Source organism: Moraxella sp. K23 (assembly GCF_041154765.1).
In the GTDB taxonomy this organism is placed as follows: Bacteria; Pseudomonadota; Gammaproteobacteria; order Pseudomonadales; family Moraxellaceae; genus Faucicola; species Faucicola tetraodonis.
Window position 1 is genome coordinate 743,068 of the sequence record NZ_AP031595.1, and the last position, 13,262, is coordinate 756,329.

Here is a 13,262-nt window from a genome sequence, read left to right on the forward strand (position 1 = left end):
AATTGATAACATGTGATAAGCATAGGATTATTTATGTAAACAGATAGTTATCATCTTTTTGTGGTCGGCAAAATAGCGGTGGTCTTTTGAGCTAACCTCTGAGCTGATCACAGCTTTCAAAGCTAACTACGGCTTTCAAACAATAATTTAACAGTTAATTTATGGAGTAGATTATGGCAATTCGTCCTTTACATGATCGTATCGTCGTGCGTCGCAGCGAAGAAGAACAAAAAACGGCTGGCGGTTTATTACTAGCAGGCAGTGCCCAAGAAAAACCTTCTCAAGGTGAAGTCATTGCAGTAGGGAATGGTCAAATCCGTGAAAACGGCGATGTACGTGCGCTCGATGTCAAAGTTGGCGACAAAGTACTATTTGGTCAATACGCCGGCTCAACGGTTAAAGTAGATGGTGAAGAATTATTGATTATGAAAGAAAGTGATGTATTAGGTGTGATTGAAGGTTAATCAGTCATTGCTCTAAACAATCGTTTTTTATCTAAATGCTAATTTATCTAGTCTTAATTTACCTAGTCTTAATCTAACTGGTTAAGTACTTGGTAAAATAATTGATAGCAACCGTGGTAGCAATTTGGACTACCTTATACAAATAAAAATTTATAATTTGGAGAATTTAACATGGCTAAAGATGTAAAATTTGGTATTGATGCCCGTGCAAAAATGATTGACGGTGTCAACGTATTGGCAAATGCGGTTAAAGTAACATTGGGTCCTAAAGGTCGTAACGTGGTTATCGATAAATCTTTTGGCGCACCAACCATCACTAAAGATGGCGTATCAGTGGCTAAAGAAATCGAACTTGATGACAAATTTGAAAACATGGGTGCACAGCTAGTTCGTGAAGTTGCAAGCAAAACCAATGATGTTGCAGGTGACGGTACTACCACAGCGACTGTTTTAGCCCAAGCGATTTTGCAAGAAGGCATGAAATCAGTTGCCGCTGGCATGAACCCAATGGACTTAAAACGTGGTATCGATAAAGGTGTGCGTGCCGTTGTTGCACAAATCCACGCGTTTTCAACCCCAGCCAATGACACCAAAGCCATCGCGCAAGTTGGCTCTATCTCAGCTAACTCTGACCAAACTATCGGTGACTTAATCGCTCAGGCGATGGAAAAAGTGGGTAAAGAAGGCGTAATCACTGTTGAAGAAGGTTCAGGCTTTGAAGATACCCTTGAAGTCGTTGAAGGTATGCAGTTTGACCGTGGCTACATCAGCCCATACTTTGCCAATAAAGCAGATACATTGACCGCTGAACTAGAAAACCCATTAATCTTGTTAGTCGACAAAAAAATCAGCAACATCCGTGAATTGATTCCACTGCTTGAAAACGTGATGAAATCTGGTAAAGCCTTACTGATCATTGCTGAAGATGTTGAAAACGAAGCCTTGGCAACTTTAGTTGTGAATAACATGCGCGGCGGTTTAAAAGTTTGTGCTGTCAAAGCCCCTGGTTTTGGTGACCGTCGTAAAGCGATGCTTCAAGATATCGCTATCTTAACGGGTGGTACAGTTGTATCAGAAGAACTGGGCATGAGCTTAGAAACTGCGGATTTATCAGTATTAGGTACTGCCAAAAAAGTGACGGTTGGTAAAGAAAACACTGTGATTGTCGATGGTGCCGGTCAAAAAACTGAAATCGATGATCGTGTTGCCTCTATCCGTCGCCAAGTGGAAGAATCAACCTCTGATTATGACAAAGAAAAGCTACAAGAGCGTATTGCTAAACTCGCAGGCGGTGTGGCAGTTATCAAAGTCGGTGCGGCGACTGAAACTGAAATGAAAGAGAAAAAAGACCGTGTGGATGATGCCTTGCATGCAACTCGTGCTGCCGTCGAAGAAGGCGTTGTAGCAGGTGGTGGTGTGGCATTGGTTCGTGCTATCTCTGCGCTTGACAATGTCAATGGTGACAATGACGACCAAGCCGCGGGTATCAACATTTTACGCCGTGCGATGGAAGCCCCACTTCGTCAAATCGTGACCAACGCAGGTGATGAAGCATCTGTGGTGGTAAACCAAGTCAAAGGCGGTCAAGGTAACTACGGTTACAACGCAGCGACTGGTGAATATGGCGATATGCTTGAAATGGGTATCTTAGACCCAGCCAAAGTCACTCGCTCAGCGCTTGAAAACGCAGCATCTGTGGCAGGCTTGATGCTTACGACAGAAGCAATGATTACTGACCTGCCAAAAGACGACGCTGGCGCTGCTGCCATGGGTGGTATGGGCGGCATGGGTGGTATGGGCGGCATGATGTAATCTAAAGATTATATCCTACTCAAGCCATTTAGCTAAAATTAAAACCCTATTAAACTTCGGTTTAATAGGGTTTTTTAATTAGGGAAATTATCACAACCATGACGATGGAACTACCGACCGCTTCACTACCACAAGCCAACACCATCGGTGTATTCAATAAAAATGTGTTAAAAGATAGTATGAGTGTGGATTTATGGGCGAATATTTTGCGTTAAATGGCGGCGCAGTTAATCATTATCCCGTCTAAAAACATACTCAGTTGAGCTTGAAGCATTTTCAACAAACTGATAGCCTTCCAAGTTAAAGTCTTTTAACTGTTGCGCGGTTGTCAGCTGATTTTCAGCGGCAAAACGCACCATCAAGCCGCGTGCCTTTTTGGCATAGAAACTTACCACTTTATATTGACCATCTTTGCCGTCTTCAAAGCGAGGCGTGATAATATCAGCCGTAATTTTTTTGGGATTGACCGACTTGAAGTATTCGTTGGAAGCCAAGTTTACCAAAACTTTGTGTTTATTTTCTGCCATGCGTTGATTGATTAAATCAGTAATCGTATCGCCCCAAAATTGATACAAATTATCGCCTCTGGGATTTTTTAGCTTTGTGCCCATTTCCAGGCGATAAGGTAGCATCAAATCAAGCGGTTTTAACAAGCCGTACAACCCAGATAAAATACCTAATCGCTCATTTAAATAATGGACTTGCTGCTTAGTCATTTGCTGCGCTGCCAAACCTGTATAGACATCGCCATCAAATAAATACAACGCCGCTTTAGCAGGTATGTCAGCATGATCGGTGCTAAATGGCTGGGTAGTATCCCATCGCCAATTTTGGTTGCGCACGGCATTTAATTGCCCAAGTTTACCTGAGATACTCATCAACGCCGACAAATCGGTTGGCGCTAATGTTTTTAATTCGCCCATCAATTCGCAAGCGTGCGCCATCAGAGCAGGCTGGGTATAATGCTGACTAAAATCAAAAGGTAAATCATTTTTTTCATTCAAATTTTTGGCAGGCGAGAGCACAAAGTACATGGCTATGTTCCGTTTGCTTTATTTTATTGGTTAAGAATTCGAGCGGTTAATATAATGATAATGGCATAGCAGGGCGCAAAGATAACGCCCAGGCTCAATAGATTAGGCGAGTTTGATTTTATCGGTTAACAAAAATTCCATCAGCGCTTTTTGGGCATGCAGACGATTTTCGGCTTCATCCCATACCACAGCGCGCGGATCCTCAAGCAAATCATAGGAGATTTCTTCGCCGCGGTGGGCAGGCAGACAATGCATAAACAAGACGTCTGGATCGGCTTTATCCAGTAATGAACGGGTCACCATATACTGAGCAAATCGCCGCGCACGAGTATTTTGCTCGCTTTCTTGTCCCATACTTGCCCATACATCGGTGGCAACCAAATGCGAGCCTTTGACCGCCTCATTAACATCTTCGACCAGCTCGACACAGTGCGAATACTGTTTGATGAGGTCGGCATTAGGTTCAAACCCATAAGGGGCGGAAACCCGCAATTGAAAGCCAAATTGATGCGCGGCATGGATAAAAGAAGCGCACATATTATTGCCATCCCCAATCCAAGTCACCGTTTTGCCTTCGATGCTGCCACGGTGCTCCATAAAGGTTTGGATATCGGCTAGTAGCTGACAAGGATGCTGTTCGTCAGTAAGTGCATTGATAACAGGCACTTGCGAATACTGGGCGAATTTTTCAACAATACTGTGTTCAAAGGTGCGAATCATGACGATATCGACCATGCGTGAGATAACACGTGCCGAATCTTCAATCGGTTCGCCACGGCCGAGCTGGGTATCACGAGGTGATAAAAATATGGCATGACCGCCAAATTGTCCCATCCCTGTTTCAAACGAAATACGGGTACGGGTGCTCGATTTTTCGAAAATCATCCCCAAGGTACGACCGACAAAAGGCTGATAAATAACCCCTTCATGCTGCATCAAACGCAGTTCGCTACCGCGTTTAATCACTTGCATCAATTCTTCTTTGCTAAAATCCAATAACGTCAAAAAATGGCGGGTACTCATTGCCTGTCCTACATCCCAATTTTGTCAATAAACATTACAGTAAACTATCAGTATAGCGGATTTATCCAAACTGTCTAGCAAATTGACGCATTTGTGTCACTTTAACATCCGTCACATAGCTAACAGCTATTACTGATAAATCCACGTTGGACGTCGAGTGACCACGCTTAATAGCTCATAGCTAATGGTATCATTCCAGCTACCCACTTCATCAATGGTCGGTGCGTTCCCCCAAAGCTGGACAGGGCAGTCAAGGTTTACCTCGGTAGTATGGGTTAAATCAACCATCAACATATCCATCGCCACGCGACCGATGATAGGCGCCTGTTGACCTGCGACGACGACATACGCATTATCGCTAATCACCCTTGGATAACCATCGGCATAACCCACACTGACAATGCCGATGCGCGCTGGGGCTTGGGCAGTCCAGCGACTACCATAACCCACGCTATCGCCCGCTTTTAGCGTATGAATTGCCATGATACTGGCGTTAAAATGCATGACAGGTTGCAGATTTAGCTGTTTGGCAGTGGCATGATTTACAGGTGTTGCCCCATACAAGATAATGCCTGGGCGCACCCAATCATAATAGCGGTCTGACCAGTTCACAATCCCTGCTGAATTACACAATGAGCCTTTAATCGCCGGGTTTACTTGGTCACGTAGCATTTGTAGGGTGGAATCAAATAACTCAAACTGTTGTTGGTTATTGGGATGATCGATGACATCAGCGTTGGCAAAATGGGTGGTCAAAACAATTTCGTAACCTGCCTCAGTTAATTGCTGAGCAATTTCCTTGATTTCATCCGATGTAAAGCCAAGGCGGTTCATGCCAGTGTTTAGTTTTAGCCAGACGGTTGCGCCCGTTTTAGCAGGCTGCTGCAACGCCCAGTCTAATTGGCGTTGGTGATGTACCACGCATTCGATTTGATGCGTTATACAATATTGCCATTCTGCTAATGAAAACGCGCCTTCAATCACTACCATTAATTTTTGCCAGCCAGCCTGTTGCAGTTCTATCGCTTCTTGCAAACAAGCGACACCTAAGGCATCGGCTTGTGCTACGGCGGGTAAACAGTTGACGGCGCCATGCCCGTAGGCATTGGCTTTGACCATGGCTAACACCTTGGCGGTCGGGGCATAATCTTTGACGCGTTGTAAGTTATGGGTAAGCGCTGCTAAATCGATGGTGATGCTGGTTTGACGCACAATCTTGACCTTGTTGCAGTAAAATTTTTATTCATCAGGTTCGCTAAAGGAAGCGGTTTGGTAAAAATCAGGAGTTAAGTTACCAAAACGGGTAAATTGCCCTTCAAAGGACAGGCGCACTGTCCCAATAGGTCCATTACGCTGTTTACCAATAATGATCTCAGCTGTGCCTTTAGCATCGCTGTTTTCATTATAAACCTCATCACGATAAATGAACATAATCAAATCGGCATCCTGCTCAATGGCACCCGACTCCCGTAAGTCCGACATAATCGGGCGTTTGTTGGGGCGATTCTCCAAGCTCCGATTTAGCTGTGATAAAGCCACCACAGGGCAATTCATCTCACGGGCAAGCGCTTTTAAGCTTCGTGAAATCTCCGAAATCTCACCCACGCGGTTGTCGCCTAAGCCTGGGACTTTCATCAATTGTAAATAATCGACCATTACCATCCCAAGTTTGCCATCATTATCTTTGGCAATACGGCGACAGCGCGAACGAACCTCAGATGGCGGTAGCGCAGTACTGTCATCGATATACAGTTTTTTAGCATGCAGATGGGCGATGGCATTGGAGAGTTTACCCCATTCATCTTCATTCATTTGACCTGAGCGCAAATGGGTTTGGTTGATGGCCCCCCAAGAGGACAATAGACGCATCACAATTGACTCGGCAGGCATTTCCATTGAAAACACCACCACCGGTAAATCGGTATGAAATAAAATACTCTCTGCTAAATTCATCGCAAACGTGGTTTTACCCATCGAAGGACGTGCTGCCACGATAATGAGATCGCCTGCTTGCAGCCCTTGGGTTTTATTATTGAGTTCTTCAAACGGCGTCTTAAGCCCAATCATACCTTCAGGATGGTCTTTAAGTTCTCGGATATTATCGACAACATTGGTAATAACATCGCTCAGTTGGGTAGGACCCTTGTGTTTAGATTGGCGGCTATGGGTTTCATTGATGGCAAAAATTTCGCTTTCAACGGTGTCTAAAATATCACTGACACTTTGATTTTTTGGGTCAAAGGCAAGCTCTAGCATATGACTGCCGGCTTTGATGATTTGGCGTAAAGTCGAAAATTCCCTGACCCGCTGTGCATAAGCAGTCAAGTTAAACAGCGTCGCTGGGCTTTGTGATAGGATATCGCCTAGATAATCGCTACCCCCCGCAGGCTCAAGCAGTTTTTGCATATCGAGCCAGTCCATCACCATGGTGGCGTCATAGGGCTCATTGGCATTGGCAAGATGAGAGATGGCATCAAAAATATATTGATGGCGCTGTGCATAAAAATCATATTTGGTAATAATATCTGAGATGCGATCAAACGACTCTTCAAGGCTCATCAGCGACGCTAGGACGGACTTTTCTAAGTCCATACTGTGCGGTTGATGCTGCGTCAGCGAAGTATTCTTAAGATCGTTCTCTTTGGTTTTATCGTCTGCCATGATGACCTGTGATAAAGTTATTTTAAATAGTTTGAAAGGGCAAAAGTTTGCTAAAAGTTATCGTTTGCAAATTGTGAGTCTAACACACGCATCGAAATAGAACAGTCAATATACCGAAAAAACCATTCAAATTCTAATGAGAAAAATATAAAAAAACGGCAATTTTTTTGAATGAAATCAGCTTGAATTTTAGGCTTTTTTGTTGAATTTTTACGCCGTAAACAATAAAAAAAAGAGACAGCAAAGCCATCTCTTTTTTAAAGTAAACTATCAATTAAGCAGCTGAATCTTCTGCCAAGATAGTGACTTGAATGTTGGTCATTACATCGTGATGTAATTGGATATCAACATTATATTCGCCAATTTGACGTAATGCACCTTCAGGCAATTTAACTTCTGAACGGTCAACAGGTAAACCAGATTTGGTTAAGGCATCGGCGATATCGCGAGTACCGATAGAACCAAATAGTTTGCCTTCATCACCTGATTTTGCACGGATGATAACATTAACGTCTTGTAGCGCTTCAGCACGGGCATTAGCAGCGGCTAATTCATCGGCTTCTACTTTTTCAAGTTCTGCACGGCGTGCTTCAAATTTTTCGATGTTAAAAGCAGTGGCTGGTAATGCTTTACCTTGTGGTACAAGGAAGTTACGGCCGTAACCTGCTTTTACATTAACAGTATCGCCTAGTTTACCTAGGTTAGCGATACGTTGTAATAAAATAACTTGCATATATCACTCCTCGGTTTATTTTTGGCTGTCAGTGTAAGGAATCAACGCAAGATAACGTGCTTGTTTGATTGCTACAGCCAATTGGCGTTGATATTTGTTTGAAGTACCAGTGATACGGCTTGGTACGATTTTGCCACTTTCAGTGACATACTGTTTTAGGATTTCGATATCTTTATAATCGATATGGGTAATGCCTTCAGCAGTAAAACGGCAAAATTTACGGCGGCGATAAAAACGTGCCATGATTAGTCTCCTTAATTATTCGTCGTTGTTGTCTTCAGCATCAACTTCTGACTCATCATCATTTGATTGATAGTCATCTTGAGCTGTATCGTTACGGCGTGAAGCTTTACGAGCACGTTTTTCTTCAGCACTTTTTGCTAATGGTGATTCTTCAGTAATCGCTTCGTCACGACGGATAACTAAGCTACGGATGATAGCATCGTTATAACGGAATAATTCTTCAAGCTCATCAAGCGTTTGTTGACCCGCTTCAATGTTTAATAGCACATAGTGAGCTTTGTGAACTTTGTTGATTGGGTAAGCTAATTGACGACGACCCCAATCTTCTAGGCGATGGATAGCACCACCTTGTTCTTTTACTAAGTTGATATAGCGCTCAACCATGCCAACCACTTGGTCACTTTGGTCTGGGTGAACCAATAATACCAGTTCATAATGTCTCATAAAGACTCCTCACGGATTATACAGCCGTTGACCCCGTGTCAACAGCAAGGAGATTGAATGCACCTAAGTTAGAATCATCTAAATTGGTATAAACAAGGTGCGCTATTATATAGTAGCGCACACTCAGTAGCAAGTTAATATTTACTTAACAAATTCGCCCACGCATTGCTGCAAGGTATTAGATACGGCGCGCGCCACAATGACATTGCGCGCGGTCGGGTCAACTGCTGCTGTGGTCAAATCGACAATGGTGACGGACTGCGGGGCTTTTTCGCTGACGCAGCTACAGACATTGCTCGCTACCTCTGCTTGCTTGTCGGAAGTCATCAATACACTGCCCAAGCGCCAGTATTGGTTATTTTGTAATTGAGTTTGGCATTGTTGATTCACCGCGGCTTTAAATATCGCCATGCCGACATTGTTGGCAGTGCCGATGGTGCTATTAGCATCCATCACACCGCTACCTGTGGTAGAGGCGCAGCCGCCCAAGGCAAGGGCTGAGCCAATCACTGCAGCGGCACTTCCTATGCGTTTAGTAGCTTGGCGTTTAGTAGCTAGGCGTTTAGATGGCTTGATAGCGGCAAAAAAAGAAAATTGTTGATGCATGTTAAATACTTCTGTCCTTTACTGTGTTAAACAATTGATAAACACCGCTAACATAGCAGATTACAGAAAATTTTTTTACCCAAATTTTTTAACCAAGTCATGTTATTGGGTCATAGTTACTAAAAATAGTTACTAAAAAATGTGACATTAATCTTAAAAAATCGGGTGGGATTTTTTTTCATCAATGTTTATAAAGCCAATTAAATTCCTCGACCTCGGTGATATTAATCGGAAAAAAACGCGAGTTTTTTAGATTTCTCAATAAATTTGATTCAAATTAAACCTTACTAAAAATGTGGAATTGATAACCAATTGTTTTAGGTCGTGCATTTGTTTAATCTTTTTTTCCCTTGTATTGAGTGTGGGATTGGATTATAACTATACGTAACAAATACATCTATTTACACAATGATAAGGAGTTGTTATGAACTGGCAATTATTTAGCGCAATTTTTACAATCGCTTTTGGTGTGACTATCGGTGTTTTAATGACCATTGCGCTGGTAACTGGTTTTGACCAAATTCCACACATTATAGCCACAGCGATTGTCGGTTTAATCCTATCTATTCCAATTGCATGGATTGTCGCCAAAAAAATGCAAACACTGAATATTGCCAAAACCCCAGTAACCCCAGTTGCGCGATAACAAAGTACGCTCGATAAACAACTAAAATCACTAAAACCGCTTAACTAACAAAAGCTAAGCGGTTTTTTTATGGCTAATAAAGTTAAAAGTGTAGCACTCACGCTAGACTACGGTGCTAAACGCTGTAGCTCAACAGCTACTGTAAATCTACCTTGGTACCTGTATCAACATTGGCATACACTTCAAGCACATCCCAGTTGGTTAAGCGAACACAGCCGTGCGAGGCTTGACGGCTAATGCCTTCAGGAACGGGCGAGCCATGAATCCCGTATGAGGGTTTACTCAGTCCCATCCATACCACACCGACTGGACTTTTGGGTCCTGGCGGCAACATAAACACTTTTTTATCTTTGCCTTCACCGCTACTGGCGCGGTACCAAGGGTTTTTAACACGATTGACAATACTAAAGGTACCCGTAGGAGACGGTGTATCACTACTACCGACCGTGGTAGGATAAGTGGCAATTAATCTATCGCCATTATAAGCGTATAAGATATTGTCGGCTTTTTTGGCAACCAAACGGGTGATTTTCTCATTGAGCGGCGCGCCTGGGTTAAAGACGGTGATGGTTTCACCCACGGTGAATTTTTTATCGCTATTAAGCTTTTTAAGATAGCGAATATCCATGTGGAAACGTTCAGCCAACATTTCTTGGACGTCTTGATAGTATAGACCTTTCATTTTAGATTTGGCTTCACTACCACTCGGTGTTGGCTGATACGGACCTTTAATATCTTCTTGCGTCAAGGTATAACCGACCAACACAGGCTGATTGGCAGGGATTTTTTCATTTAACAGTTTCCAAACTTCCGCGCTCATACGACCATCTTGGGGTAGTCCATGCATGGCTTGGAAATTTTTGAGCGCTTTTTTGGCATTCATACCCCAGCCGCCATCAATCGGACCCGGTGAAGCATGATTCCAATCTAACAAGGCTTGAAGTTTTAAGGTCGTTGCTGAGTTAACATTTTGACCAGGTTTCCAGTCGGCGCTATTGACTAGCTGTGCGTAGTCAGACAAATTTAGGGTAGAAAAACTGGCAGGTGTCGTTGCTGTTTTATTGTTACCTACCGTCGTCGGGTCAAAAGTTGGCGCAGCCGTCGTAGTATTGTTGACTTCTTCAGAGCTCGCGCCTGCGACACCTGCACCCGAGGTATAGTCACTGTCGATACCTGTTTGGGTGGCGTCTTCTTTAATGCCTAATGCCGTGGTGGTGGCTGGGATTGCGGTCAAAGGGATATCGGTTGCTGCTGGCGTTGGTTTTGCTGCCGTCATTGCAGTAGCCGAGGCGACTTTCGGTGTAGCGGTAGATTGTGTGACGCTAGCTGCGGGCTTGGCTGTTTGCGGTTTTTTAGCAGTAGTGGTTGCGGCTTTGCTTTGCGATTTTTTAGCCGTTTTACTATCGGTAGTGGTTTTTATAGCAGTCGCGGCTGCGGTAGAGGCGCTAGCCGCTTTCGTGGTGGCAGTTTTAGTCGTGGTCGTTTTTTTGGTGGCGGTGGTGTCTGAGACCGTATTGGTGGCTGCAAATGCTTGATTGGCAATCAGACAAGCTAGGGTAGATAGTACAAATTTTTTCATAGATTGACTCAATAATCGGCAATAACAAATAAAAATAAGGGACAATATAAATAACGTACAATAAAAGCATAAATTGGCAGCAATTATACTATAAAAACCAACTTTTCGGGCAATGGCTCATTTGTTGGCAGCACGGCAATCTAAGTAGCGTTTGCCAAGGCGTTTAACAACCTTGCGCCGTAGTTAAACTGCTCTTTAGTTGAATTTCTATAGTCAAATTGTTCCATAGATAAATTTATCTATCCTAAGTTTAACATTAACAAATCGCGCGATAGATAATGGTAAAATTTTTTAACCAAGCTGTATTCTTATAGCAAAATAAAGCTAAAAAGTGTGTAAAATGTTTTGCACTATTGGCAATAGGCGTGCTTGCAATGTTTATAGGATAACTTAATAATTAAATATTCAAGGGTACAAATCTGCGAAGCTTTAAGTTGTGAAATGACTTTAGCTTGTTAAATAATTTGTAAAAAAATCAAAGTATATTATAATTTTAATTCAAAATTTTTTAGGTTAACCACTATGTCATCATCGCCATTTGCATCAGCCAATGTTTCTCACACGCCATCTTTTGACCAAAATCAAGATTCACAAAATTTTGACGATTTGCAAATCGATTTGCAAGCACTTGATATGGATGAAGAAACCGAGTCAGATGACATTTTTGACACCATGCAACAAGAGTTTGCTGAAGCCCACCAAACCCTAAAAACGATTCGCGATTTTATCCGTTTTGGGGTCAGTAAATTACGCGAGCATGATGTGGTAGTCGCGCAAGGTACTACAGATGAGTTTGCTGAGGCTTCGGCTATTGTGCTACAAACCTTGTCACTTGATTGGTCTGCCGATGAGCAAATTTTAGATTGTCGCCTGACCAATAGCGAAAAATCAGAAGTATTGACATTGCTGCAGCGCCGTATCGTAGAACGCAAACCTTTAAGTTATTTAATTAATTTATCTTATTTTTGCGATTTGCCATTTTATGTGGATGAACGGGTATTGATTCCACGTTCACCAATTGCTGAGCTGATTCGCCAGCAGTTTTATCCCTATTTTGAGCCGAATGATTTGGTTGAAAAAATCAGTGGCACTACTAATGACAAAAAATTTCATGACCACGGATTGTATGATAAGCAGTTAGCACAACCAGAGCGTATGCTGGACTTGTGTACAGGGTCAGGGTGTATTGCCATTGCCTTGGCAAGCCGTTTCCCTGATGCAATGGTCGATGCCAGTGATATCGATAAAAACGCGCTGGAAGTGGCAGCGGTCAATGTGGAACATCATCATATGAACCATCAAGTCAATTTGATTGAGTCAAACTTATTTGAAAAAGTACCTGCAGAAAATCAATATGATTTGATTGTGACCAACCCGCCGTATGTCGATGCGGCAACGATGGCAGATTTGCCACCCGAGTTCTTGCATGAGCCAGACCACGCGTTGGCAGCGGGACAGGATGGCTTGGATTTGGTGCATCATATTTTATACAACGCCCCAGATTATCTGACTCGTGACGGCTTGCTGGTGTGCGAGGTGGGGGATAGTGAATGGGCACTGCGTCAAGCCTATCCTGAAATTCAGTTTGATTGGTTAACCTTTGCGCATGGCGGGCATGGGATTTTTGCCATGGATTATGATGAATTGATGGAGAATCGGGAATATTTTGCTCAGTATGTTAATGGGTGATTTGATTTAGTAGGGGGAGTTATGATTTTAGAATTAAGCCAATTACCTATGGTCGTTCAACAGCAACTCACAGAAGCCAAAACCCCTGTTGAAATTGTTAGCAATGGCAAAGTTGTGGCAACGCTCAATCCTGCTTTTGAAACAATGGCTAAAAAGCAAGATTTTGAGATGCCACAGCAGTCTATAAAAAAGCCATCTTTATATGATATTTTTATATGATATTTTTGCCAATGCTGACCCTGCGGTTGCGGATATAGAGTTTGAATTACCCCTGCGCACAATTAGTAGTCGACCTATTCCTTTTGAAGATGATTAAAATTGAGATAAT

The 13,262-nt window shown here is 42.9% G+C and carries 14 protein-coding genes; 5 read left to right on the forward strand and 9 right to left on the reverse strand.

Features of this window, described 5'->3' with window-relative positions; all coding sequences use genetic code 11:
• Nucleotides 1–170: 170 nt before the first annotated feature.
• Both ACAM37_RS03285 and groL read left to right on the forward strand, forming a co-directional pair.
• Nucleotides 171–464 carry a co-chaperone GroES gene (locus ACAM37_RS03285; protein WP_198001374.1) on the forward strand — a complete coding sequence of 98 codons (294 nt, stop codon included), beginning with the start codon at nt 171–173 and terminating at the stop codon, nt 462–464.
• A gap of 171 nt (nt 465–635) precedes the next feature.
• Nucleotides 636–2,276 (forward strand): chaperonin GroEL, encoded by a 1,641-nt coding sequence (groL, locus tag ACAM37_RS03290; RefSeq protein ID WP_007114919.1) that lies wholly within the window; start codon nt 636–638, stop codon nt 2,274–2,276.
• Between the two features lie 227 nt (nt 2,277–2,503).
• Here the strand turns inward: groL and yaaA are convergent, their stop codons facing one another.
• The 8 genes from yaaA to ACAM37_RS03330 form a co-directional block, all read right to left on the reverse strand.
• Nucleotides 2,504–3,310, reverse strand: a complete 807-nt coding sequence (gene yaaA, locus ACAM37_RS03295; RefSeq protein WP_369626557.1) for a peroxide stress protein YaaA — start codon at nt 3,308–3,310, stop codon at nt 2,504–2,506.
• Between the two features lie 102 nt (nt 3,311–3,412).
• Nucleotides 3,413–4,333 (reverse strand): ornithine carbamoyltransferase, encoded by a 921-nt coding sequence (gene argF, locus ACAM37_RS03300; RefSeq protein WP_007114922.1) that lies wholly within the window; start codon nt 4,331–4,333, stop codon nt 3,413–3,415.
• A gap of 129 nt (nt 4,334–4,462) precedes the next feature.
• Nucleotides 4,463–5,545 carry an alanine racemase gene (alr, locus tag ACAM37_RS03305; RefSeq protein WP_369626558.1) on the reverse strand — a complete coding sequence of 361 codons (1,083 nt, stop codon included), beginning with the start codon at nt 5,543–5,545 and terminating at the stop codon, nt 4,463–4,465.
• Between the two features lie 27 nt (nt 5,546–5,572).
• Entirely contained in the window at nt 5,573–6,994 is a 1,422-nt protein-coding gene (dnaB, locus tag ACAM37_RS03310) for a replicative DNA helicase (RefSeq protein WP_369626559.1), read from the reverse strand.
• A 274-nt stretch (nt 6,995–7,268) separates the two neighbouring features.
• Nucleotides 7,269–7,727, reverse strand: a complete 459-nt coding sequence (gene rplI / locus ACAM37_RS03315) for a 50S ribosomal protein L9 (RefSeq protein WP_060994380.1) — start codon at nt 7,725–7,727, stop codon at nt 7,269–7,271.
• 15 nt (nt 7,728–7,742) lie between these two features.
• Nucleotides 7,743–7,970 carry a 30S ribosomal protein S18 gene (gene rpsR / locus ACAM37_RS03320; protein WP_007114928.1) on the reverse strand — a complete coding sequence of 76 codons (228 nt, stop codon included), beginning with the start codon at nt 7,968–7,970 and terminating at the stop codon, nt 7,743–7,745.
• Nucleotides 7,971–7,985: 15 nt separating this feature from the next.
• The gene (gene rpsF / locus ACAM37_RS03325) at nt 7,986–8,414 is read right to left on the reverse strand and encodes a 30S ribosomal protein S6 (RefSeq protein ID WP_007114929.1); all 429 of its coding nucleotides are present in this window, start codon (nt 8,412–8,414) and stop codon (nt 7,986–7,988) included.
• A 141-nt stretch (nt 8,415–8,555) separates the two neighbouring features.
• Nucleotides 8,556–9,020 (reverse strand): hypothetical protein, encoded by a 465-nt coding sequence (locus ACAM37_RS03330; RefSeq protein WP_369626560.1) that lies wholly within the window; start codon nt 9,018–9,020, stop codon nt 8,556–8,558.
• Nucleotides 9,021–9,444: 424 nt separating this feature from the next.
• Here ACAM37_RS03330 and ACAM37_RS03335 point away from each other — a divergent pair, with 424 nt between their 5' ends.
• On the forward strand, nt 9,445–9,666 hold the full coding sequence (locus ACAM37_RS03335; protein ID WP_219331461.1) for a hypothetical protein: 222 nt from the start codon (nt 9,445–9,447) through the stop codon (nt 9,664–9,666).
• A gap of 136 nt (nt 9,667–9,802) precedes the next feature.
• Here ACAM37_RS03335 and ACAM37_RS03340 read toward each other — a convergent pair whose 3' ends face one another.
• A complete protein-coding gene (locus tag ACAM37_RS03340) occupies nt 9,803–11,245 on the reverse strand; it encodes a L,D-transpeptidase family protein (protein WP_369626561.1) in 1,443 nt (480 codons plus the stop codon).
• Nucleotides 11,246–11,878: 633 nt separating this feature from the next.
• Here ACAM37_RS03340 and prmB point away from each other — a divergent pair.
• Nucleotides 11,879–12,934 (forward strand): 50S ribosomal protein L3 N(5)-glutamine methyltransferase, encoded by a 1,056-nt coding sequence (gene prmB, locus ACAM37_RS03345; protein ID WP_472826335.1) that lies wholly within the window; start codon nt 11,879–11,881, stop codon nt 12,932–12,934.
• A gap of 21 nt (nt 12,935–12,955) precedes the next feature.
• Nucleotides 12,956–13,153 carry a hypothetical protein gene (locus ACAM37_RS03350; protein WP_309596012.1) on the forward strand — a complete coding sequence of 66 codons (198 nt, stop codon included), beginning with the start codon at nt 12,956–12,958 and terminating at the stop codon, nt 13,151–13,153.
• Nucleotides 13,154–13,262: the final 109 nt, after the last annotated feature.